This is a genomic window from Corallococcus praedator (assembly GCF_003612125.1).
Classification (GTDB): domain Bacteria; phylum Myxococcota; class Myxococcia; order Myxococcales; family Myxococcaceae; genus Corallococcus; species Corallococcus praedator.
The window spans coordinates 19996-43246 of sequence record NZ_RAWI01000032.1; the positions used below are offsets into that span (position 1 = coordinate 19996).

The 23251-nt window shown below is 69.4% G+C and carries 12 protein-coding genes; 5 read left to right on the forward strand and 7 right to left on the reverse strand.

The genetic code is table 11. The features are described from left to right. Positions 1 to 25 precede the first annotated feature (25 nt). From D7Y13_RS06685 to D7Y13_RS06700, 4 genes are all read right to left on the reverse strand, one after another. On the reverse strand, positions 26 to 2344 hold the full coding sequence (locus tag D7Y13_RS06685; RefSeq protein ID WP_120582151.1) for a Kelch repeat-containing protein: 2319 nt from the start codon (positions 2342 to 2344) through the stop codon (positions 26 to 28). 77 nt (positions 2345 to 2421) lie between these two features. Next, positions 2422 to 4773, reverse strand: coding sequence for an RCC1 domain-containing protein (locus D7Y13_RS06690; protein ID WP_120531006.1), 2352 nt, complete (start codon positions 4771 to 4773; stop codon positions 2422 to 2424). Between the two features lie 265 nt (positions 4774 to 5038). Then, the gene (locus tag D7Y13_RS06695) at positions 5039 to 5623 is read right to left on the reverse strand and encodes a GNAT family N-acetyltransferase (protein WP_120531007.1); all 585 of its coding nucleotides are present in this window, start codon (positions 5621 to 5623) and stop codon (positions 5039 to 5041) included. A 524-nt stretch (positions 5624 to 6147) separates the two neighbouring features. Then, positions 6148 to 9486 (reverse strand): CHAT domain-containing tetratricopeptide repeat protein, encoded by a 3339-nt coding sequence (locus D7Y13_RS06700; RefSeq protein ID WP_120582152.1) that lies wholly within the window; start codon positions 9484 to 9486, stop codon positions 6148 to 6150. Positions 9487 to 9667: 181 nt separating this feature from the next. Between D7Y13_RS06700 and D7Y13_RS06705 the strand changes: the two genes are divergently transcribed. Next, positions 9668 to 10753 (forward strand): ADYC domain-containing protein, encoded by a 1086-nt coding sequence (locus D7Y13_RS06705; protein ID WP_120582153.1) that lies wholly within the window; start codon positions 9668 to 9670, stop codon positions 10751 to 10753. A 13-nt stretch (positions 10754 to 10766) separates the two neighbouring features. On the opposite strand, the gene D7Y13_RS06710 is transcribed toward D7Y13_RS06705, so the two are convergent. Further along, positions 10767 to 11693, reverse strand: a complete 927-nt coding sequence (locus tag D7Y13_RS06710) for a sigma-70 family RNA polymerase sigma factor (protein ID WP_244222327.1) — start codon at positions 11691 to 11693, stop codon at positions 10767 to 10769. Positions 11694 to 11815: 122 nt separating this feature from the next. Between D7Y13_RS06710 and D7Y13_RS06715 the strand changes: the two genes are divergently transcribed. Both D7Y13_RS06715 and D7Y13_RS06720 read left to right on the forward strand, forming a co-directional pair. After that, entirely contained in the window at positions 11816 to 15712 is a 3897-nt protein-coding gene (locus D7Y13_RS06715; RefSeq protein WP_279637076.1) for a bifunctional serine/threonine-protein kinase/formylglycine-generating enzyme family protein, read from the forward strand. Positions 15713 to 15778: 66 nt separating this feature from the next. Continuing rightward, positions 15779 to 19225 carry a CHAT domain-containing tetratricopeptide repeat protein gene (locus tag D7Y13_RS06720; RefSeq protein ID WP_120582182.1) on the forward strand — a complete coding sequence of 1149 codons (3447 nt, stop codon included), beginning with the start codon at positions 15779 to 15781 and terminating at the stop codon, positions 19223 to 19225. A gap of 5 nt (positions 19226 to 19230) precedes the next feature. On the opposite strand, the gene D7Y13_RS06725 is transcribed toward D7Y13_RS06720, so the two are convergent. Further along, a complete protein-coding gene (locus tag D7Y13_RS06725) occupies positions 19231 to 20187 on the reverse strand; it encodes an alpha/beta fold hydrolase (protein ID WP_120582156.1) in 957 nt (318 codons plus the stop codon). A 165-nt stretch (positions 20188 to 20352) separates the two neighbouring features. Here D7Y13_RS06725 and D7Y13_RS06730 point away from each other — a divergent pair, with 165 nt between their 5' ends. Together D7Y13_RS06730 and D7Y13_RS06735 are read left to right on the forward strand one after the other, a co-directional pair. Beyond that, positions 20353 to 21252: a hypothetical protein gene (locus D7Y13_RS06730; protein ID WP_120531012.1), complete on the forward strand. Its 900-nt coding sequence runs from the start codon at positions 20353 to 20355 to the stop codon at positions 21250 to 21252. A gap of 107 nt (positions 21253 to 21359) precedes the next feature. Then, a complete protein-coding gene (locus D7Y13_RS06735; RefSeq protein WP_120582158.1) occupies positions 21360 to 22493 on the forward strand; it encodes a hypothetical protein in 1134 nt (377 codons plus the stop codon). Between the two features lie 12 nt (positions 22494 to 22505). Here D7Y13_RS06735 and D7Y13_RS06740 read toward each other — a convergent pair whose 3' ends face one another. Beyond that, the gene (locus D7Y13_RS06740) at positions 22506 to 23057 is read right to left on the reverse strand and encodes a glutathione peroxidase (RefSeq protein ID WP_120531014.1); all 552 of its coding nucleotides are present in this window, start codon (positions 23055 to 23057) and stop codon (positions 22506 to 22508) included. Between the last annotated feature and the right edge of the window lie 194 nt (positions 23058 to 23251).

The window sequence follows — 23251 nt, forward strand, 5'->3', positions numbered from 1 at the left end:
GGAGGAGGGAAGGAAGCAGCGGGGCTCAGGGTGCATAGAGGTCCGCCGTCGAGAGAGGCGTGCTCCCGCGGACGCCCCCTGAGACGAGGAGCTTGCCGTTGGGGAGCAGGGTCGCCGTGTGGTTCGCGCGAGGTGAGGTCATCGAACCCGACGCGCTCCAGGTGCCCGAGGCCGGGAGGTAGACCTCCGTTGTTGCCAGGGAGGAGCTACCGCTGCGTCCCCCCGAGACGAGGACCCTGCCGTTGTTCAGCACCAGCGCTGCCGCATGGCTGGAGCGAGGCGAGGCCATGGGACCCGTCGCGCTCCAGGTGCCCGTGGCCGGGTCGTACAGCTCCGCGGTCGCCAGCGAGGTGCTCGTGTTGCTTCCCCCCGCGACGAGCACCTTGCCGTTGGTCAGCAGAGCCGCCGCATGGCTGGCGCGGATCGAGGCCATGGCGCCGGTCGTCGTGCTCCAGGTGCCCGAGGCCGGGTCGTACAGCTCCGCGGTCGCCAGGAAGCTGGTGCCTCGGCCCCCCGCGACGAGGACCCTGCCGTCGGGCAGCAGTGTCGCCGTGTGGTACCCACGGGGCGAAGCCATGGAGCCTGTCGTGCTCCAGGTGCCCGAGGCCGGGTCGTACAGCTCCGCCGTCCCCAGGTAGGCGCTCGCACTGTTGAAGCCGCCCGCGACGAGCACCTTGCCGTTGAGCAGCCGCGTCGCCGTGTGGAGATAGCGGGGGGCGCGCATGGCGCCCGTCGCGCTCCAGGTGCCCGAGCCCGGGGTGTACAGCTCCGCCGCCGCGAGGTAGCCGCTCCCACTGTTGTAGCCCCCCGCGACGAGCACGGTGCCGTTCTGCAGTCGCGTGGCCGTGTGGAGGTAGCGAGCGGAGCGCATGACGCCGGCGGAGCTCCAGGTGCCCGCGGTCGCGGTGTACAGCTCGGCCGTCGCGAGGGCGGTGGTGTTCTGTCCCCCCGCGGCGAGCACCTGATCATTGAGCAGCAGCGTCGCCGTGGAGTCCCTGCGAGCCGCGGCCATGGCGTCCGTCGGCACCCACTCCGAGAGGATGCAGGTGGGCAGCCCCATCACCGTGAAGCTGCTCGTGGCCGTCAGGTTGAAGGCATTGGTGACGGTGGCGGTGATGATGGGGGTCGTGTCTCCACCGACGCAGGAGGGGGCCGTCCAGGTCGTGCGGCTCTGGGAGGCGGTGTTGGCCGGAGTGCCCAGCGAGCCCGTGTTCGCGGCCCAGGAGAAGGAGAGCGCGGAGCCCTCGGGGTCGCTGGCCGCCACCTCGTAGGTGAGCACCTGCGCCGCGGAGATGTGCTCCCACGGGAGGGTGGAGCTGTAGGAGCGGAGGATGAAGGGATTGAAGTGGTGGGGCTCGGGAGTCGTGCCGACACACAGGGACAGGGTGCCGGTGCTCTGCCCGCCGCGCCCATCGGACACCGCGACGGTGAGCTCGCAGTTGTTGCAATTGCCGGCGGGGAGCGCGGAGGGAATGAACCGGGCGGCTCTTGAGGAGGCATTGGCCCAGGAGCCCTCGCAGGAGGCGCTCCAGGCGTAGGAAAGGCTGTCGCCCTCCAGGTCCGAGGCCGAAACGGAGACAGCGGTGCTCTGCCCCACGGCCAGCCGCGCGGGTGTGGCACCGAGGGAGTCCACCCGGGGCGCGCTGTTGAAGGAGAGGGTGACCTGTGCCGAGCCCTCCTCATCGCCAGCGAGGACGGTGACGTCCAGGGAGGCGCTGGCGGAGAGGCCGCCGGAGTCCGTCACGGTGAGCGTCAGGGTCTGCGTGCCGGGGTCGTTGGAGGCGGCCCACGCGGTGGAGCTGGCGGAGGCCGAGGAGAAGGCGCCCGAGGAGGAGGACCACGCATAGGAGAGGGGCTCGTCCGGGTGGAGCCCATGGGCTGAGACCGCCAGGGAGAGGGCATTGCCCACGCGCACGGAGGTGGAGGAGGCGACCAGGGCGTCAATGACCGGAGGCTCATTCAGGGAGGCCGGGGGTGCGTTGGGCTCCTGGAGGGTGATGCCGATGAAGGAGGACTGCCCGGCGGAGATGGAGACGCCGGAGGCGGAGCCCTGGAAGAGCAGGGCGCCCGAAGCGTCGAAGGCCTGGGCGAGGAAGGAGCGATGCGAGCCCACGGGGATATCGCCGAGCCGGCCGCTCTGGACGCTGGAGGCGGGAGCGAGGTCCACGGACGCCGAAGGGATGTCCGCGCCGCTGGCGGTGACGGAGACGCGGGCGATGGCGGAAGTGCCAGCGTGGGGAAGGAAGACGGCGAGCCGGGCCGCGCCGGTGTCGGAAGCGGCGGAGCAGCCCGTGAGCAGCGCCAGAGCGAGCGCCAACAGAAGTCGAGGAGAGGCGTTCTTCATGGAGGTCACCTGCCTGGGCACGAAAAAGGGGCGAGGGCCCACGAGAGCCCTCGCCCTGAAGCCATGGGGAGCGGGAGCTACGGCGCGAGGACCTGGATGTCGCCCGCGGAGGAGGGCAACTCGTTGTCGCCGATGTCCAGGACGTTGCCGTAGCCGAGCTGGCCGAAGGCGTTGTCACCCCAGCAGCGGGCGGCCCCCGTGCTCAGAAGGGCGCAGGTGTGACTGGCGCCCGTCGTCACCTGGAAGGCGGTGGAGCCGTCCAGGTCCACGCCGGAGGCGGGAGGCGCGAGCAGCGTCGCGGCGCTGCCGTAGCCGAGCCGGCCGCTGGCGCCGCTGCCCCAGCACTTGAGGTCGCCGGTGCTCAGCAGGGCGCAGGTGTGCTGCTTGCCCGCGGAGACCTGGAGCACCTGGCCGCCCATCACCACATCGCCGGTCGGCGCGCGGAGGGTGTTGGTGTTGCCGTAGCCCAGCTGGCCAAAGCCGTTGTAGCCCCAGCAACGCACGTTGCCGGTGTTGAGCAGGGCGCAGGTGTGGTTCTCGCCGGCCGTCAGCTGCATGACGGGGCCGCCCACCGCCACGCTCCCGGCCACCGAGGGGTGCTCGTTGTTGCCCACCGTCTCGGTGTCGCCGTAGCCCAGCTGGCCATGGCCGTTGTAGCCCCAGCAGCGCACGTCGCCGGTGTCCAGCAGGGCGCAGGTGTGATGGCCACCGGCGACGATGTTCTTCACCGCGCCGCCCACCTCCACGTCGCTGCCCTGCTCGGAAACCTGCTCGTCGTCGCCGACGTCCTGGGTGTCGCCCCGGCCGAGCTGGCCGTAGTTGTTGCGGCCCCAGCAGCGCACCTTGCCGGTATTCATCAGGGCACAGGTGTGCTCGTAACCGGCGGCGAGCTTCACCGCGATGCCGCCCAGGTTGACGTAGCCATAGCTGGCGATGGCCTCGCCATCCCCCACGTGCTCGGTGGTGTTGTAGCCGAGCTGGCCATGGGTGTTCTGGCCCCAGCAGCGCACCAGTCCGGTGTCCAGCAGGGCGCAGGTATGGTTTCCGCCGAGGGCGAGCCTGGCTCCCACGCCCACCAGCGCCACATCCCCCGCGGTGTAGGGCTGCTCGTTGTCGCCGACGGTGAAGGTGTTGCCGTAGCCCAGCTGGCCGAGGGTGTTGCGCCCCCAGCAGCGCAGGGCGCCGCTGTTGAAGAGAACGCAGGTGTGGGACTCGCCGGCGCGGATGGAGTTGATGCCGGTCAGCCCGCCCTCGACGGTGGGGTTGTCGGGGAACTGGTTGGGGGTGAGCGGGTAGCGCAGCGTGGTCTTGCCGCCATCGCCATCGGTGACTTCGAGCGTGATGATGCCCTGCACGGCGGTGGTGTAGTCGCGCAGGGTGGCGGGGTTGGTGGCGCCGGAGAAGCTCGGCAGCGGGTCGAAGCTGGTGCCGGAGGCGGGCGCGAAGCTCCAGGCGTACTGGAGCGAAGACGCGGCTTCATTGTCGGCCACGGAGGCCTGGAAGATGACGTTTCCGGTGCCGAGCACACGGCTCGAATTCAGCGTGTTGATGACCGGGTTGAAGAGCACCTGGATGCCCGTGTCGATCACACCATCGGTGGTGCCGGGCGGCTTGACCCGGGTCTTGAAGGTGGTGGAGACGGAGTGGCCTGCCTCGTTGGTGACCTTCACCGTGTGCTCGAACTCCGTGTTGGAGGAGACGGTGGGCGGAGCGTACTGGCTGACGAAGGTGCCCACCGTGGCCGCCAGGGAGATGGAGCCCGTCGGTGGATAGAAGGTCCCGCTTCCCCCCGCCGAGATGATTTCGTAGTCGAGGTTCTCTCCGGTGTTGGCCTCCACGGTGAAGGACACATTGCCGCTCTGGTCGGAGCCGAAGGCGGAGGGGACGGAGATCTTCCGGATGCGCGGGATGGAGATGGCGCGACCGTCATTGGCGGCGGTCAGGACGATGATGATGGACTGTCCGCCGATGGCGAGGGTCTGCTCGGTGGTGCCGTGGAAGAGCAGGGTGCCGGAGGCGTTGAGGGCCCTGGCGGAGAAGACGAGCGTCTTGTCCCTGGGGAGGAAGGGCAGCGTGCCGTTCCACTCGCCAGCCTCGTTGCGAAGGTCGAAGTTGACGTAGAGCGGGCTGTTGGTGGCCTTGTCCTTCACGTCGATGCGCAGGGTGCTCACATCCGTGAAGGAGAAGACCTGGGAGGCGCGCGGGGAGAAGGCGGAGCGCGAGCCACCCCTGGAGGCGCCGGAGGCGTCGTAGAAATCCGAGGCCTTGATGGAGAAGGAGGCGGTGGCGGAGTCCTCCTGCTCCTGCTGCTGAGGGGTGGAGGGCTGGGTGCTGCAGCCGGTGATGCCGAAGGTGAGGGCCGACAGGACGACGGCCGCCTTCCGCAGCGTCCGCCACGTGCGCGGGAAACCAACAGATGAAACTGACATGCAAGTGCTCCTTCAGGACGCACGTCTTCCAAGCCGCGCCACGCAGCTCTTCTGGCGTCACGTCGCGAGTGACATGGGGCTGCGCGGATGAAGCTCGGTCACGCGGAGCCGTAGCGGCTCCGCGCCTCGGTCAGACGAACCCCGGGTTCGCTTTCATGGGACCGAGAAAATTCCCCCACCCATGTGAATGAGCCAACACATCTGAAAATGATGCAGGGATTTTCGGGGGGCGCCGCGGCACCCGCACCGACTCCCGCCTCCCTGTTCAACGGGTCAGGTTCTTGAGGACGGTGTCCAACACGCCCCGTGAGTCCACGAGGAACAGCTGCGCCTCCGCCGGATCCTCGGGTTCGAACTTGAACCTGCAACCCTCGACCGCTGGCATCCCGATCCGCTTGTAGAGCCGGATCACGGACGGGTCGCTGGTGACCGTGAAGACCGACAACTGGTTGTTCTCGCAGAACTCAAACAGATGGCGAACCAGCAACGGGAAGACGCCGCTGCCCCTGAACTCGGAGCGCAGGACGGCTCGGCTCGCCTCGATCAGATTGGGGGCGTTCAGGAAGGTCAGGTCCCGATGGGGTTGGTAGCCGTGGATCTCGAATTGGCCCTGGTGCCTCCCGCAGAGCCTGGCGCCCCCAATCAGCCTGTCCTCTTGGAAGACGCCGAAACAGATGGCGATGTCATCCCGGTCATCCCGCAGTTCATGACCCGATATCCGGATTCCGGATGGATTGGCTGGATGGAAATTCCAGCCTGCCTCGTGGATGTAGGCGTCGAAGAGCAGCCTTCGGTAATGGCCAAGCTCTTCTGGCGCTCGAAGGATCCTGACCTCAAAGGAGTTCGTCATTTGGAGTGAAGGTGCCTGGGGCTCCTTCACCACAGGGGAGCCGGCGACGCGGCAAATGATGCACAGGCGGCTGATTCAGCGAGCAGCCCGCGGATTCCCTGCATCATTCTTCCCCGAATCAGCTCTGTCCCTTCGCGGGGGCACTCAGCCTATGGCCGTCGATCTGGCAGGCGGGAGGCTTTCATTGCAAGAGGTCACACGATGAGTGTCGAGAGCATGAGTCTGAACGCCGCGGCGATCTTCTTCTCACTCGTGTTCCTGCTCGCAGCGGCTTCCGCCAGGGCCCAGACCCAGCCTTCAGCCCGGGGGCACCACGAACGTCTCATTCACCCTGTTCAAGCAGTGCCTCGGGGGCGGTGCCTCGCGGATCACTTCGGGGGCCCGGTCCACCCTGGGCCCGGATGCGGCCAGCCTGGAGTCGGATGGGGTGTTGCCGGACAGTGCTTCATCCGCGTTGCGCGGCCTCGAGTCGGGTGCCCCTGACGCCTGGCTCCACGGGTTCCAGGCCCGCGGACGGCCAACCATCAGCGAGCCTCCGTGGGCTTCGCGTCCGGATGGGATGGAGCGCCAGTCGCCAGCGCGCGCAGGGGCGCATCGCTGCCCACGGTGATGAAGGGGGCCCAGTAGTGGGGATGGGGCCACGTCCGCCGGAAGGAGCGCATCGCCTCGCGCAGCGCCGTGGCCCGGCCCTGCCCCGACAGCAGGTGGCGGTAGTAGGCCTCCATGAGAGGGTGGGTCGCCCCATCGTTCACCTTCCAGAGACTCATCACCACTGTCTCCGCTCCGGCCACGAAGAAGGCGCGGCGCAGGCCGTACACGCCCTGGCCTGGCTTCACGTCGCCCCGTCCGGTGTCGCACGCGGACAGCACCACGAGCTGGGTGCCCCACAGGTCCAGGCCCGCCAGCTCCAGGGCCGTCACCATCGCGCTGGCCGCCGGAGGCCTGGCCGCGTCAGGAGCTGGTGCGGAGGCGCCCGCCAGGATCAGCCCCGAGCGCAGCAACGGATCCGGAACGGGGCGCGTGAGGGCTCCCTCTCCCAACACACCAAAATGGACCACGGCCCTGGAGTCGCTGGGCGCGGGGGCGTCGTCGAGGAAGAAGCCGTGGGTGGCCAGGTGCAGCACGCCGGGCGTGGGCAGGTGGAGCAGCCGCTCCTTGGTGGCCTCGGGTCCGAGCAGGAGCTGGGCCTGGGGGAGGAGGCGTTGGATGTCCTCGGCCTCCGCGCGACTGCCCGGGAGCGCTGCCCAGGGGGTGGCGGCGATGTCCTCCGCGCGCGAGGTGGAGAAGAAGCGCTCGAGGGGGGCGGAACGCTCCGCGGGCGAAGGGGCCCGGGGCGCGGTTCCAGGTGCCGCCTGGAAGTCCGGGTCGGCGAAGACGACGACGGACGACACGGCGGAGGTGTCCTGGGGACGCCGCAGCAGATCCTTGCCGGAGGTGAGGTAGGTGAAGTCCCAGGTCTCGACCAGATAGTCGCGTCCGTCGTGGAGCGCGGCGAAGGGGACGAGGCCCAGATGTCCGTCGGGCGAGAGGAAGAGCCGGCGGGTGTTGCCCAGCAGCGGCAGCAGGGGCCGGAACGCGATGTCGTGGAGCGCCCGGGCGGATGCCTGTGATTGGACGTCGCGGCGTGCCAGTGCATCGCGCAGGCGCGTGGCGGCGCGGTCGATGGGCGCCGCCGGGCCCAGGTCCAGGGCCCGCGTGGATGCGTCGGGGAAGAGCACCAGCGCCAGGTATCGGAGCGGACCCGGTTTCTTCGCGCGGGGCTTGCCGGGAGTGGGGAGGACGGGACTGTCCTCGTAGGCGATGAACTCGATGAGGGCGCCATCGCGCGGCAGGGAGGCGGCGACCCGGTCGACGATCTCGGCGGTGGGTGGGAGCGCGGTGAGCGCGCGCAGGGGCGCGGAGCGTTTGGCGAGGTCGGCCTCCAGGGCATCACCCTGGTCGGCGAGCGACTTGAGGCGCTGCTGATAGTCCACCGGAGTGAGCTCGCCGGGGCCCCCGAGCGAAAGGGCGGCCCGTTGGGTGCGCAGGCCTCGCAGCCGCTCGAAGGTGTCGCGGTCCCTGGCTCCCAGGCTTCGGGAGAGGCTGCGGGAGATCTCCGCGGTCTCCTCGACGGAGCGGCCCTTGCGCAGGAGCACGGCGCTGAGGGCCAGACGCCGCACGCTGGCGTCCTGGGGCCAGGCGCGCAGCACGGCGTAGAGCCCCTGCTCGTCCGCGCGCAGGAGTTGGAGGAAATGGGCCAGTCGTGACTCGGAGAAGTCGAGCGCCTCCTGGCGCAGCCGCTGTTCGGAGATGTCGAAGGCGCGCGTCAGGAGCGGCAGGGCCGCGGCGCGGCGATGTCGGGCCAGGTGGAGCAGGGCGAGGCCGTGGAGCGATTGAGCAATGCTGGGATGGGTGTCGCCAAGCGTTGCTTCCTGGATGGCGAGTGCACGCTTCCAGAGGGGCTCGGCCCGCTCATACCTTCCTCGGGACAGGTGGATCCTGGCGAGGCTTGCGAGCGAGGAGGCCACGAAGGGATGGGTGTCGCCGAGCGCCGCTTCCTGGATGGCGAGCGCGCGTTTCAAGAGGGGCTCGGCCCGGTCCTCATTCCCTCCCTGGTCCAGATAGACGTTGGCGATGTTGTGGAGCGTTGTGGCGAGGTCGGGATGGTTCTTGCCGAGCACCACCTCCCGGAGGGCGAGCGCGCGCTGATGGAAGGTCACGGCCCGGTCGTACAACCCCTGTTCCTTGGCGAGGAGTGCGAGGTTCTCGAACGAGGTGGCGATGAGAGGGTGGTTGTCGCCGAGCGCTGCTCGCAGGATGGCGAGCGAGCGCAGGAAGAGGGGTTCGGCCCGCTCGTACAACCCCTGCTCCATATAGAGCAGGGCAAGGTTGTTGAGCGAGACGCCGACTTCGAAATGGTTCTTGCCGAGGGCCTCCTCCCGAATGGCGAGCGCGCGCAGGTGGAGGGGTTCGGCCCGGCTGTGCAACCCCTGTTCCGAGTAGGCGTTGGCGAGGTCGTCGAGCGAGGAGGCCACGTGAGAGTGTTTGTCGCCGAGGGCCGCCTCGAAGATGGCGATCGCGCGCAGGAAGAGGGGTTCGGCCCGTTCGTACAAACCCTGACCCACATAGAGGTTGGCGAGGCCGTGGAGCGATGCGGCGACTTCGGGATGGTTCTTGCCGAGGGCCTCTTCCCGAATGGCGAGCGCGCGCAGGTAGAGGGGCTCGGCCCGTTCGTACAGCCCCTGGTCCTTGTAGAGGATTGCGAGGTTGTTGAGCGATGTGGCGACCTGGGGATGGTTGTTGCCGAAGGCCTTTTCCCGGATGGTGAGCGCGCGCAGGTAGAGGGGCTCGGCCCGCTCGTTCGCTCCCTGGTCCGAGTAGAGGTTGGCGAGGTTGCTCAGCGTTCTGGCGACGAGGGGATGTGCGGCGCCAAGGCCCGTCTCCCGGAGGGTGAGTGCGCGCAGGAAGAGGGGCTCTGCCTGAGCGTACAGCCCCTGGTCCTTGTAGAGGATGCCCAGGAGGGTGAGCGTCAGGGCAACGTCCGGGTGGGCCTTGCCGAGCGTGGCTTCCCGCAGGGCCAGCGCGCGTTGAAGCAGGGGCTCCGCGTGGGGGACGTCATCTTGCCGCTGATAGAGTTCCCCCACGAGGTCCAGAGCGCCGGCGACGTCTGGATGCGTGCTTCCAAGAGCGGACTCCCTCAGCGCGAGCGCCTGCGCGGCCGGTCCATGCGCCTCGGGATAGCGGCCTGCGTCCATGAGCTTCGTCGCCGCGTCAAAAGCAGCCTGCGCCTCGCGAAGCCTCGCATCCCCCGGCGCCTCCGCTGTCGCCGCCCCCGCCGAACAGCAGAGCACGACGACCACCATCCACCCGAGCATGCACCTCATGGTTCCCCCTTGAATGCAGACACGGGCAGTGAGCCCCAGTTCCCTGGCGGTGTCACGCGGCGGTCGCCAGGCTGGGGGGCCACGGGACAGCCTGCGGATTCCGTGCATGACTCTTCAAGTCCCTGGCTCTTCTTCATCGTGGTCCAGCTGTCCTGCCCATGGACGCGACGGAGAAAACGCGATGGAGAAGTTCCTGCTGGTCTGTCTGTTCCTTCAGCTTCCCTCCCTGGCGCACGCGGGTCCTCCGGCCTCCGCGAAGCCCTCCCCCATGCGGTCCGCGGGCCGGGTTTCGGACGCCGAGCGCTACGCGCGCCGCTGTCAGGCCCAATCCGGCAGCCGCATCGCCAGGCCCCAGGGGACGATGCTGTGGGGCACCCGGCGGGACTGGAACACGGAGAAGGTGGCCGAGGAGCGCAGCAGCGTGCTCGTCTCGGCGGACCTCGCGCCCCTGCGCCGGGCGGAGGCGGGGGTGACGGCCCTGCGGCTCGACGGCGGGCACCTGGTCGCCTCTCCCGCGCCAGAGGCTGGGGATGCCCTGCGCGGCGTCGTCGGCAGCGTGCTGCAGGGGACGGACAGCGACGGCAAGCCCGTGGAGGTGGCCCTCTGCGCCGCCGAACCCTCCCCCGAGGACCCTGGGATGATCTTCTACCGCATCGAGGCATGGAACGCGGTGGCCCAGGAGTGGGAGAACCCCTGCGTCGCCGTGGGCCGCGTGGCGAGCCCCCGGGCCCTCGCGGTGGGTGGCGTCTGGGATGCCAGTGGGGCCCACCAGGACGCCCCGGGCAAGCTCACCTTCGCCTGTGAGAACGGCGCCATCACCAAGTGCATCCAGTGGGGCTACAAGCCCTGGGACCGCCGCGACGGGAAGCCGCTGGCGGACCTCCACCAGGCCTGCACCCGTATGGCGCGCGCGGACTACTGTGGCAATGGCCAGAGCCACACGCACCAGGGCACCACCATCGACGTCTATGACCGGTTCGGCATGGTGGAGCGGGGGGAATGGGATCCCGCGAAGGCCTCCTTCGAGGCGGCGTGGGCACCCGACGGGGCCACCTGCCTGGCGCGCACCCGTGACGGCCGCGCGCTGGCGACCATCCTCCAGGAGTGCCCCAACCGCTTCCAGACAGACGGGGTGGGTGCTCCAGGCGAAGGGGTAGGGGAGCACTGCACGGTGCGACGCATGAACGTGAGCCCCGAGGCCGCGCTGCTGCGCAACCTGACGTTCGCGGCCCCGAAGGGCGCTGCCTCCGCGGCCAAGGCCCCGTAGCACGTCCCCCGTGTCAGCCCTTCTCCTCCAATATCTGGCTGATGCTCAGGTCCAGCTGGCTGTCGATGAACGCCAGGAAGCTCTTGAAGCCCAGGGTGGAGAGGCCCAGCCGCTCCTGCAGACGGCTCCGGGTCTCCTCGTAGACGCGCTGCCGTGCACTCTTCAACCAGCGGGAGACGGTGGATTGATTGACGCGAAAGAGCGAGGCCAGCTCGTACGTCGAGAGTTGATCCGCGAAGTGGAGGCGCAGCAGGTGGCGCTCGTCGGCGGAGAGCGTGGAGGCGGCTTCATGCACGGCCTGACGGAACTCGGCGTGGTGGCGCCGCTTCATGACGTCCAGCTCCGGGTCCACTCCCTGCCCCGGCAGCATCTTGAGGATCTCCTCCGCGCTGTCCTCGGACGAGGGCTTCTCCGCGGCCCGCAGCTTGTTGGCGATGCGTCCGGCGGTGACGAGCACCCAGCTCAGCAGCGCGCCGCGCCCCGAGTACTCACCAATCCTGGGAGCGCTCTCCGGGGTGGTGACCAACAACTTCACGCGCGTGATTTGACACACGTCGTCGATCATCGCGTCGGGTTGTCTCAGACCCCGCAGCTTGCCTGGCAGCTTCGCGAGGTAGCTTTTTTCGAAGGCCTCCTGCGCGGAGGCCAGACCCTGAAGACATCCACACGTGAGGTAGAGTTCCGCCAGGGACAGCATTTTGAGAAGCGGCGCGATGGGGCTGTCGGGACTCACCTTGGGCAATCGTTCAGCGACATGGATGACGAATTGATTGAGGGAGAGTTTTACGGTGGGCCACTGCGCGCGAGCCTCCTCCCACGCGCTGAGCAGCAGCGCGTCAAGCGACGCGGCTTCCACCTCTGTAGGGGGGACGAAGCGCACCTGGGTATGCTTGAGAAACGTCGCGACGTGCTCGGACACCTGTTCCATTCGAAGGTCCATCCTACGCACTTCGTCTTTGCCTTCAACGCCAGCCATTGATGGGCACCCGCTCCGTGGCCCCCTTGAACACTTCCCAACCCAGGTATCCGCTCCCCTCCGGCTGTCTGACGGATGAGGTCCTGGTGGAGCTCCTCGAAGCTCGGTTGCCAGACGAGGAACTGACCCGGGTCCATCAGCACGCCACCCGTTGCGACGACTGCCGGACCCTCCTGGCCACCTTCACCCCCGGCATCCAGCCCTCGGGGGAAGCGCCCTCGGAGATCCGCGAGCCGGCGGACGCCTCGCGGGAGCCAGTGCCCTCCTGGACGCCACCCGACGTTTTTGACGCGTTCCGACTCGAAGCGCTCATTGGCCGGGGCGGGATGGGCGTGGTCTTCCTGGCGCATGACACGTCGCTGGATCGGCGTGTCGCGGTGAAGTTCATTGCCTCAAGCCAGCCCGACGCCCGGGTCCGCGAGCACTTCGCGACCGAGGCCCGGGCGCTCGCGCGCCTGCAGCACGCCAACATCGTCAACGTGTTCAGCGTGGGCGAGGTGGACGGCCACCCGTACATCGTCTCCGAGTACGTCGTGGGCCAGAGCCTCGCGGAGCTGCCCCTGCCGGTGCCGTGGCGCCGGGTGCTCTCCCTGGGCGTCGGACTGGCCCGGGGGCTCGCGGCGGCGCACCGACAGGGCGTGCTCCATCGCGACCTGAAGCCGTCCAATGCCCTGGTCACCCGGGACGGCGAGGTGAAGCTGCTCGACTTCGGCCTGGCCGAGCGCTTCGAGGTGGGAACGGCCCTGACGTCCAGCGCGCAGCCCCTCGTCGGGACACTGCCCTATCTGGCGCCCGAGCTGCTCGCCGGAGCCCCGGCGACGCCTCGCAGCGACCTCTATGCCCTGGGCCTTGTCCTCCACGAACTGTGTACGGGTGAGGTGCCCCAGCGCACCTCCCGGGGACAGCAGGTGGCTCCTCCTCGCGCCGTGCTCGGGCCCGACATCGACCCGGACTTCGCCACGCTCATCACGCGGTGCCTCGCGGCCAATCCCCTGGACCGGTTCGCTTCGGCGGAGGCCCTCTGCGAAGCCCTGGAGCGGCTCGAGCGCATCAGCGCGCCCGCGCCACTGTCCTCCGGCAATCCCTATCGCGGCCTCGCGCCCTTCGAGGCCGAGCACCGCTCGCTGTTCTTCGGGCGCGAGGCGGACATCCGCGCCGTGCTCGAGCGCCTGCGCACCCAGCCCCTGGTCCTCGTCGCCGGAGACTCCGGGACCGGCAAGTCCTCGTTGTGTCGCGCCGGCGTGCTGCCTCGGGTGGCCGCGGGCGCCCTGGACGCGGGGCGTGAGCAGACCACGGTCACGTTGTGGCCCGGTCACCGCCCGCTCGAGGCACTGGCCGCCGCGCTCGCGCCGCTGCTCGGCCGGAAGGAGGCGGAGCTGGTGACCGCGCTCGCGCGGACGCCGGGCTGGCTGGGACCGGCGCTGCGCGAGGCGCACTCTCGCGGGCGCGGACTGCTGCTCTTCATGGATCAACTGGAGGAGCTCCTCACGCTCTCCGAGCCGGTCCAGGCGGCGCATGTGGCCCGCCTCCTCGGGGAACTCGCCCTGCCGTCGTCGGGGGTGCGCGTGCTGCTGGCGGTGCGCGGCGACTTCCTGACCCGCCTGTGCGCGCTGCCCGGCCTGGGCGAAGAGGCCGAGCGGGCCCTCTACATCCTTCGCCCCCTGTCGCAAGAGGGGGTTCGCGAGGCGATCGTCGGTCCCGCGCGCAGCCGGGGCGTGGCCTTCGAATCCGGTGAAGTCCTCCAGGCGCTCGTCACCTCCACGGCGCCCGGCGTGGGGAGCCTGCCGCTCCTCCAGTTCGCGCTCGCCGAGCTGTGGGAGCGGCGCAATCCGGAGCAGGGCCGCATCACCCGGGAGGCGCTCGATGCGATGGGCGGGGTGGCCGGGGCCCTGTCCCGCCATGCCGACGGGGTGCTCGGGCGACTGGGGCCCGCCGAGTACGCGTCGGCGCGGCGACTCCTGCTCCGGTTGGTGACGGCGGAGGGGACGCGCAGCGAGCGTGGCGAGGAGGAGCTCGTCGAGTCCTCGGATGGGTCCTCGCGCGCCGCCCTTCGCGCGCTCGTCGAGGGCCGCCTGTTGCACACGCGCACCCTGGGCGGCCAGCCGCGCTGGGAGATCGCGCACGAGTCGCTCATCGCGAGCTGGGGCACGCTGCGCGACTGGCTCGATGACGACATCGGCCAGCGCGCGCTGCGCAAGCGGGTGGAGACGGCCAGCGCGGAGTGGGAGCGCCTCCTTCACGCCAGTGACGCCCTCTGGGGACAGCGGCAGTTGGAGGAGGTGCGGCTGCTGGAGCTCTCCACCCTGGGCGCGCGCGAGCGTTCCTTCCTCCTGACCTCCCGCCGCGCCGTGACGCGCGAGCGCTGGAGGCGCCGGCTCGCGGGGCTCGTCGTCGCGCTCGCCGTCCTCGCCTCCGGCGGTCATCGGCTGCTGGCGTACCTGGTGGAGGCGCGGTTGAGCGCCGAGGAGCTTGGCACGGCGCGCGAGTCGCTCGCCGGGGGCCGTGCCCTCGCCCAGGAGGCCCGCATGCGGCGTGAGGAGGCCCTGGCGCTGTTCGACAACCGGGCGCCACCCTCCGTGGACCTCAAGAGCCCGCCGGACTCCGGAGGACTCAGGAAGGCCGCCGAGCGGCAATGGACCGAAGTGCTCGTCCTGCGCGACGCGTCCGATGCGGCCTACGCCCGCGCCACCCAGGCATTGGACAGGACCCTTGAGCGGGACCCCCGCCATGGGGACGCGCGCCAGCTCATCGCGGAGGTCACCTACGAACGCATCCTCCTCGCCGAGGACTTCCACCAGCGTCGCGAACGTGACGCGTGGGTGCGGCGCCTGGAGCAGGAGGCGGACACCTCGAAGGAGGGGGCGCAGTGGCTGCGACGGCTCCGGGCGCCGGCTGAACTTGAGTTGGTGACCACCCCTCCTGGCGCTCGGGTCGAACTCGAGCGCTACACCCAGGAGGAGGACGGGAGGCTCCGCCGCGAGTCCGTTCCAGGTTTCGCTCCCCTGGGCCCGACCCCCATTGCCCGGCTCCAGCTTCCCGAGGGCTCCTATGTGCTTCGCTTCACGCGGCCGGACTCCGTGCCGGTGGAGTTGCCACTGCTCCTCACGCACGGGGCCTCCGAGACGGTCCGCCTCGCGCTGCCCTCCGCGTTGCCTGAAGGTCATGCCTACGTCCCGCCGGGCTGTTTCCTCCTGGGCCGCGCCGGGGCGGAGGAGGTGCGGAAGTTCTCATTCAGTCCGCCGATGCATCGGCGCTGTTTCAACGAGGGATATCTGATTGGCAGGAGGGAGGTGACGTTCGGGGATTGGATGACCTACCTCGACGACCTGCCTCCGGAGGCGCCCGCGAGGCGCATCCTCGAACAACCCCACTTCGGCGACGGTGGGGCGGTCACCCTGCGGCGGCATCCTGGCGCTGGCTGGCTCTTCACCTTCTATCGCTCAAGCGAGACATTCCGCACGGCGAGGGTGGGCGAGGATTTTGTCTATCCGGGGCGGACCCGGAGAACCGCGGGCGATTGGAGGAAGTTTCCCCTGTCCGGCGTCTCCGCCCAGGACCTGGAGGGCTACTTCGACTGGCTCCACCGCACGAAGCGACTGCCGGGAGCGCGCCTGTGCAGCCAGCACGAGTGGGAGTACGCGGCCCGAGGCGCGGATGGCCGGCAATACCCGCATGGCGACCAATTGCAGCCAGATGACGCCAACATCGACGAAACCTACGACCGGTCGCCCATGGCCTTCGGCCCCGATGGGGTCGGCTCCCACCCTGCATCGGTGAGCCCCTTCGGCCTGGAGGACATGGCTGGCAATGCCTATGAACTCACGCGGTCCGCGACGCCGGAGTTCGGAAGCGTCGTGCTCCGGGGGGGCTCCTGGTATTACGACGCCTTCGCTGCGTCGAGCGCGGACCTCTCACCCGGTGATCCCACGGCGCGCGACGCCAGGGTCGGCGTGCGCGTCTGTGCTTCGTTCCCTCCCAGGTAGCGGGCAGCGTGCATCGCCCATCTGAAACAGGAGACAAGGATGCGTCAGGCACTCGGATGGTTGTGGATGTTGGGGGTTCTCTGCTGTTGCGCGACGGGAGGGGGAGTCATCGAAGTGAAGCCGGATGCGCGGCTGCTGGAGGCGCAGGCGGCGTTTGACGACGCGCTGAAGCTCAAGGACGCAGGCGGGTATTCTGACGCCCTTGCACGGGCGGAGCAGGCACTCACTCTTCGGGAGGCCGTGCTCGGAAGCACGCATCTTGACGTCGCCAGCGCCCTGGACCTGATAGGCGAGCTCTCCTGGCGGCTGGATGGGACGCACCTGGAGCAGGCGGAGCCCCTGCTTCAACGCGCACTCGCCATTCGCGAGGCGGCCCTTGGGAAGAGCCATCTCGACGTCGCCCAGACGCTCTACAACCTCGCTTCTCTCTACGACGCCCAGGGGTTGTACGAACGGGGTGAGCCCCTCTTGCTGAGAGCCATTGCCCTGCGGGAGGCAGCCCTCGGTGAGCATCACCCGCTCGTTGCTGACGCGCTCCACTTCCTCGCCATCCTCTATGCGGAGCAGGGGCTGTATGACCGGGCGGAGCCGCTCTACCTGCGCGCGCTCACCATCCGCGAGGCGGCTCTTGGCAAGAGCCACCCCCGTGTCGCCATCTCGCTCAACAGTCTGGCCAACCTCAACTCGGACCGGGGGTTGTACGAGCGGGCGGAGCCGCTCTACCAACGCGCGCTCGCCATCCGGGAGGCGGCCTTCGGCGCCCGTCACCCCGACGTCGCCCAGTCGCTCAGCAACCTCGGCAATCTCTGCGCGAAACAGGGTTTGCTCGACCGGGCGGAGCCGCTCTACCAGCGCGCGCTCGCCATCCGCGAGGCGACCCTCGGCGAGAGCCACCCCAGCGTCGCTGAAACGCTCAACAACCTCGGCAACCTCTATTTGACCCAGGGGTTGTACGGCCGGGCGGAGCCGCTGCACCAGCGCGCGCTCGCCATCCGCGAGGCGACTCTCGGCAAGAATCACCCCCTTGTCTCCTCCTCGCTCCACAACCTTGCCCTGCTCTTCATGACCCGGGGGTTGTACGGCCGGGCGGAGCCGCTCTACCAGCGCGCCCTCGCCATCAAGGAGGCAACCCTGGGCAAGAGCCACCCCACCGTCGCCGCCCTGCTCGACAACCTCGCACTGCTCTTCACGACGCAGGGGTTGTACGACCGGGCGGAGCCGCTCTACCTGCGTGCCCTCGCGATCCAGGAGGAGGTCCTCGGCAAGAACCACCCTGACGTCGCCACCTCGCTCAACCGCATCGCCAACCTCTACGCGGACCAGGGGTTGTATGGCCGGGCGGAGCTGCTCTACCAGCGCGCCCTCGCCATCGATGAGGCAGCCCTCGGCAAGAGCCACCCTGATGTCGCCGCCCCGCTCGACTCCCTCGCCAGCATCTATGCGATCCAGGGCGCGTACGGCCGGGCCGAGCCCCTCTTCCAACGTGCGCTCGCCCTCCGGGAGGTGGCCTTGGGCAAGGACCACCCCGCCGTCTCCACCTCGCTCAACAACCTCGCCAACTTCTACGCGCGGCAGGGTTTGTATGACCGGGCGGAGCCTCTCTCCCAGCGTGCGCTCGCCATCCGGGAGGCGGCCTTCGGCGACAACCACCCCGACGTCGCCGAAACGCTCAATGACCTTGCACTGCTTCGCCTGGGCCGGCATCGCCTCCCCGAGGCCCTACCGCTCTTCACGCGCGCCTTCGCCATGTCGGAGCTGCGTCTGCGTCAGGAGGCCCTCGACTTCTCGGAAGCGCGCCTGAGCCATTTCCTCCGGTTCCTGCGCGCCGATGAGGAACGTCTCTATGCGCTGCTGCGCGCCCATCCCGACAACGCCCACGTGAGGCGCCTGGCCTTGAGCGCGGCCCTGCTCCTCAAGGGCCGCTCCATCGAGGAGACCGCCAACATCTCCCGCGCTGTCTACCGGAGCCTGGGCGCGGGGGAGCTCGAAACCTTCGAGCGCTTGCGGAGCCTGCGCACCCGACTTGCCAGCCTCACGTTCCAGGGTCCGGGCTCGCTGCCCCCCGCGGCCTATCAACAACAGCTCAAGGAGCTGGCCCGGGAGGGTGACGCGCTCGAGGCCGCTCTTGCCCATCGCTCCGCACCGCTGCGCGCACTGACCGCGCTGCCATCTCCCGCGGACATCGTCGACCGTGTCGCCCAGGCCCTGCCCAGGGACGGCGCGCTCGTCGAGTTCATCACCTACGCGGAGCACCCCCTCGTGCCCAGACCCGGCGTGCCCGAGTCCTCGAGTCCTGGTCCCCTGCGCTACCTGGCGCTGGTCCTCTTCCCGGATGCGACCATCCGCACCGTGGACCTGGGACCGGCCGCTTCCCTGGACCTGGCCGCCTCGAGCCTGCGAGATGCCCTGGCCAACCAGGACGCCGGCTTCCAGGCCAAGGCCCGGTCGGCCTATCGGCTCGCGTTCCAACCCCTGCTCCCGCTGTTGGGGAAGACCCGACGCCTCTTCCTCGCGCCGGATGGACAGTTGGCCCTGGTGCCCTTCGCCGCCCTGCACGACGGAAAGCAGTTCCTGGTGGATGCCTTTGACTTCACCTACCTCACCTCCGGCAAGGACCTGCTGCCGCGCCCCCAGCAGATCGCCCCGGCGGACTCCGTCGTCGTCCTCGCCGACCCGGCCTTCGGTGCTCCGGTGCAAGCCCCCGCATCCTCTCAGGCGGAGACCTCGGCGGTGGCCGAGCGCTCCGCCTCCATGGAGCGCTTCTTCTCCTCGCTGCACGAGCGCCCGGTGCACAGGGACTGGGACGTCATTCCGCTTCCGGGCACCCGCAGGGAAGCAGAGAGCATCCAACGGCTGTTTCCCCAGGCCCAGCTCTTCCTGGGCCCCGAGGCCACCAAGGAACGCCTGCTGCGATTGTCGTCCCCTGGCATCCTGCATCTGGCCACCCACGGCTTCTTCCTGCAGGACGCTGCCGTGTCCCCGAACTCCCGCTCCGTGGTCCACTTCGGTGCTTTGGGGGATGACACCGCCGCCTCGCCTCCGAAGGATCCCCTGCTGCGCTCCGGCCTCCTCTTCGCGGGTGCGCGCGCGCTGGCCCCTGACGCCTCCAGCCCCCATGCGGCTCCACCCGAGAACGCGCTGGTGACAGCGCTGGAGTTGGCCGGGCTCGATCTCTGGGGCACCCAGCTCGTGGTGCTGTCGGCCTGCGATACGGGACGCGGGGACATCCAGTTGGGCCAGGGCGTCTACGGGCTGCGCCGGGCGCTCGTGGTGGCCGGGGCGGAGACCGTGGTGATGAGCCTGTGGAAGGTGAAGGACGACACCACGCAGGAGCTGATGGAGGCCTACTACCGCCACCTGCTCGCGGGAAGGGGACGAGCCGCCGCGCTGCGCGAGGCCATGCACTGGCTGCGTGCCGCGAAGCCACATCCCCACCACTGGGCACCCTTCATCGTATCGGGCCAGGACGCTCCCCTTCGCGGGCTGGAGTCCCACCCGCGGGAGTCACCGTAGGGGCCTCAGGCGGGCAGGGACTTCAGGAAGCCAATCAGCGCGGCGCTCACGTCCGGGGCACGTTCCTGCTGGATCCAATGGCCGGCGTCGGGGAGGACGAGCGGCTCCCGGAGGTTCGGAACCAGCGCCTTCATGGCCTCGACGGGGGCGAAGGCGCGTCCCGGATCCTTTTCCCCGATGATGAACAGGGCGGGCTGTTCAATCTTCGCCGTGGCGAGTTCGGGCAGCTCCTCCCAGTCGCGATCCATGTTGCGGTAGCGATTGAGCCCTCCCCGGAAGCCGCTGCCGGCCAGCTCCTTCGCGAAGTACGCGATGTCCTCCTCCGTGAGCCAGTCCGGCAGGGTTTCGGGCGCGGCCACCCCCGTGAGGAACCCGTCGTCCTTCTTCCGGGCCTGGACGATGGGGGACTGCGGATCAAAGCCGGGGACACCGGCGAGGATCATGCGCACCGCTCGCGGGATGTCCGCCTCGAACTCCGCCTCGGCGACCCCGGGCTGCTGGAAGTACAGGATGTAGAACCACTTCTCTCCGAACACCTTCTTGAAGAGCTGCGTGGGCGGCAGCGGCGTGCGGCCCATGTGCGGGACGCTCATGCCGACCACCGCGTGGAAGCGGTCGGGGTGGAGCGCGGCGAGGTTCCACGCCATCGCCGAACCCCAGTCGTGGCCGACCACGACCGCCGTCTTCTCCCCCAGCGCGTCGAGCAGGCCGACGAAGTCCGCCATCAGGTGCTTCATGCTGTACGCCTCGATCTCCCGAGGCTTGTCGCTCTGTCCGTAGCCGCGAACGTCGGGCGCGACCGCGTGGTAGCCAGCGGCGGCGAGCGCCAGCAACTGGTGGCGCCACGAGTACCAGGACTCCGGCCAGCCGTGGAGGAGCAGGACGAGGGGGCCTTCGCCCGCCTCGGCCAGGTGCAGGTGGATGCCGTTTGTCTCGACGGTGCGGTGCTTGATTCCAGCCATGGTGTTCGCTCCCTTCCTGGAGCCCCAGGTGTCGCTCTGATTCGCCACGATGTCGCGGCAATCGTGCCGACCCCTAGAAGATCGTCTTCGCGGTGGCAGCGCACTTCCACACCCTGAGCGGACGTGCGTGCGCCGTCACGGGTGCGTCGACTAGCTTCCTGCCCCATGAACGCCCGTCTGCCACTCGTCGTCCTCGCCAGCTTGCTCTTCGTGTCCAGTGCGTGGGCGCGGCCCTACCGCGCCATGGTGACGCGCACCGCGTCCACCACGAAGAGCGGCAACCTGGAGCTGGGCCTGCGCTATCAGGGCTTCTTCGCCCTGGATCTCGACGAGTCACAGCCCTACCAGCAGATATCGCCCAGCCTGCGCTTCGGCATCGTCGACAACCTGGAGGCCAACCTCTACGTGGAGCTGCTGGCGCTGGGACTTCCCGGGGACGACGACTTCAAGCTCGCCTTCGGTGACATTCCCCTCGGGCTCCAGTGGACGTTCCTGGAGTCCAGCACGGCAGCGCTGGCGGCCTACGGGCGCGTCACGCTGCCCACGGGGCCGAGCGACGAGGACGGCATCCTCCCGAGTCTCTCCGACGGCACCTGGGACTGGGAGGGCACCCTCATCGGAGAGCTGCGCGCGAGCAAGGACCTGCGCTTCATGCTCAACGGCAGCTACCTGCACCAGGGCACGCGAGACCGGGGCAGCCTGCCCGAATTCGATGTCCCGGACGCGGTCCAGCTCGCGCTGGCGGCCACCTACAACCTCGACAAGTTCACGATGCTCGGGCTGGAGGTGGTGGGCCGCCTCTACTTCGAGGACGTCATCACCCCGGTCTGGCGGGACAATGCCACCCAGGTGGAGATCCTTCCCGTGGTCCGCCACGAGGCGTTCCCCGGTCTGGTGCTGGAGGCCGTCGCGGGCATCGCCGTCACCGAGGGCCTGAGTGAAATCTACCAGTTCCGCCTCCTGCTCGGTGCCACCTACGAGTTCGACCTCGCCTCGGGGCCGAAGCTGCCGAAGAGCAAGGAGGACCTCCGTCCCCCCAAGCCCGCGCCGCGCCGCCGCCGCTGACAAGGTGCCGGTCCGGACGGAGGAGCGTGTCCCCCGCTTCGGTTAGGTTCGGGGGCGACGCGACCGGGAGCATGGGGCCCTGGTCCGTGGGTTGAGGGGAACATCCGATGGGCGCTGTCTTCGCGGGAGTGTGTCTGCTGGGGGAGCTGGCCCTGGGCGTGGCACTGGTGATTGGCGCCTTCTTCACCCTGGCCTTCAGCAGCGAGGCGTACCGCCACAACGCCACGCCGCTCCATCAGGCGTTGAACCTGCTGGCCTTCGCCCTGGCGGTCCTCCCCACCTTCGTCACGCTCTGGGTCGGCTGGCGGCGCTTCCTGTCGGACCGTCCCTGGGAGGCGGTGCCGCTGGGCCTGGGGCTGCCCCTGGTGGCGCTCGTGGTGTGCGCGGGCGCGGCCTTCCTGGCGGTCATGGGCGGCGAGGGGTCGACGTCACGCCACCGCGAGCAGGAGGCACGGGCGGCGCTGGCCGCGCTCCGCGCCGAGGTCGACGGTGGGGCGAGGCACAAGGTGTGCGACCTGGTGGCGCGGGATCCGCGCGCCTCCGCGGAGGACATGCGCCGCTGCCGCGACTTCATTGAATCCCAGCCCGGGGTCGAAGCCCGCTGGGCGGAGTTCTCGAAGTTCTTCGATGAGCAGATGGGCTTCCAGACCTGGAAGCTGGGGGAGGTCGGACTCGCTCCCGCGTTCGAGTGGAGCAAGGCGGTGCCGGTGATCCGGCACGACCAGGAGTGGTTCCTCCGCGCGTTCTATGAAACCTGGCTGGCCCGGCCCCAGGCCCTTGCGTCCATGGAGGACCTGGGCCGGCTGCGACTGGCGCTCCAGAGCAGCACCCGCTACCTCGGCTGGGACGCGCGCGCCGTGGAGACCCTCCGCACCCAGGTGCTTCCCGCGCTGAGCGGGCGGCTGGATGCGCAGGAGCCGCGGCTGCGCGCGCTGCCGGACATGGACGCGTGGCTGCTGGGTTCGGTGCGGGAGAAGATCCAGAACCTCCAGGCCTCACCCGAGGACGGGGTCGAGCCCCTGCCTCCGCTGCCGGGGACGCCGCCACCGGGCGCCGTCGGCGTGGCGCGAATGGGAGACGACGGCGCGTTGGACCTGTGGCTGCGCGCCTCGCCCACCTCCGGTGCGTTCGGAGACGTCTACCTCCGACGCGCTTCCTATGACCCCGAGTATGAGGGGTGGTTGAAGCACCTGGGGGGCGCCCTGCGTCCCGGGGAGCTGCGGTTCATCCCCGCGCCCTGAGCCCCCTTCGCGTCAGGCCTGCTGCGCCAGCGCCGCGTCGATGGCCTGGACGAGGCGCGGATCCTCCGCCGTCACGTCCGGGGCGAAGCGGGCCGCGACGCGACCATCCCGGCCGATGAGGAACTTCTCGAAGTTCCACTGCACTTCCGGCTTCGGGTTGGCTTGGATGCCGTAGCCCTTGAGCTTCTCGCGCATGGGGCCTTCTCCGGTGGCGTCGGGGAGGGCGCGGGTGAGCTCGTGGTAGAGCGGGTGCTTCTTCTCGCCGACGACGGCGATCTTCGAGAACAGCGGGAACTTCACGTCGTACTTCAGGGTGCAGAACTCCTGGATCTCCTTCTCGGTGCCCGGCTCCTGTCCGGCGAAGTCGTTGGCGGGGAAGCCGAGCACCTCCAGGCCCTGGGCGTGCTTCTGCTCGTAGAGCTTCTCCAGGCCTTCGTACTGCGGGGTGAGCCCGCACTTGGAGGCGACATTCACCACCAGCAGGACCTTGCCCTTGAACTGGCCGAGGTTGCGCGCGGTGCCGTCGATGGCGGTGAGGGGGATGTCGTAGAGGGCCTGGGCCATGCGTTCGCTCGCTTGTGAAAGAGGGGGCGCAACCCTAGCGCCTCCGGGTCGTGGGCGCCCATGGAGATCGCGTCGCGAGCCCGGGGCTCGCGGCCTGCGTCATCCCTCCAGGGATGGACGTGAGGAGGTGTGCGGCCAACCGCCGCGCGGCGCAGTGTCGTGTTGCGAAAAGGAGGGGCGGGAAGAGCCAGGGC

Bases quoted from the DNA above. Each gene is read 5' to 3' on its own strand.
- D7Y13_RS06685 (WP_120582151.1), bottom strand. From the start codon at position 2,344: ATGAAGAACGCCTCTCCTCGACTTCTGTTGGCGCTCGCTCTGGCGCTG.
- D7Y13_RS06690 (WP_120531006.1), bottom strand. From the start codon at position 4,773: ATGTCAGTTTCATCTGTTGGTTTCCCGCGCACGTGGCGGACGCTGCGG.
- D7Y13_RS06695 (WP_120531007.1), bottom strand. From the start codon at position 5,623: ATGACGAACTCCTTTGAGGTCAGGATCCTTCGAGCGCCAGAAGAGCTT.
- D7Y13_RS06700 (WP_120582152.1), bottom strand. From the start codon at position 9,486: ATGAGGTGCATGCTCGGGTGGATGGTGGTCGTCGTGCTCTGCTGTTCG.
- D7Y13_RS06705 (WP_120582153.1), top strand. From the start codon at position 9,668: ATGGAGAAGTTCCTGCTGGTCTGTCTGTTCCTTCAGCTTCCCTCCCTG.
- D7Y13_RS06710 (WP_244222327.1), bottom strand. From the start codon at position 11,693: ATGGACCTTCGAATGGAACAGGTGTCCGAGCACGTCGCGACGTTTCTC.
- D7Y13_RS06720 (WP_120582182.1), top strand. From the start codon at position 15,779: ATGTTGGGGGTTCTCTGCTGTTGCGCGACGGGAGGGGGAGTCATCGAA.
- D7Y13_RS06725 (WP_120582156.1), bottom strand. From the start codon at position 20,187: ATGGCTGGAATCAAGCACCGCACCGTCGAGACAAACGGCATCCACCTG.
- D7Y13_RS06730 (WP_120531012.1), top strand. From the start codon at position 20,353: ATGAACGCCCGTCTGCCACTCGTCGTCCTCGCCAGCTTGCTCTTCGTG.
- D7Y13_RS06735 (WP_120582158.1), top strand. From the start codon at position 21,360: ATGGGCGCTGTCTTCGCGGGAGTGTGTCTGCTGGGGGAGCTGGCCCTG.
- D7Y13_RS06740 (WP_120531014.1), bottom strand. From the start codon at position 23,057: ATGGCCCAGGCCCTCTACGACATCCCCCTCACCGCCATCGACGGCACC.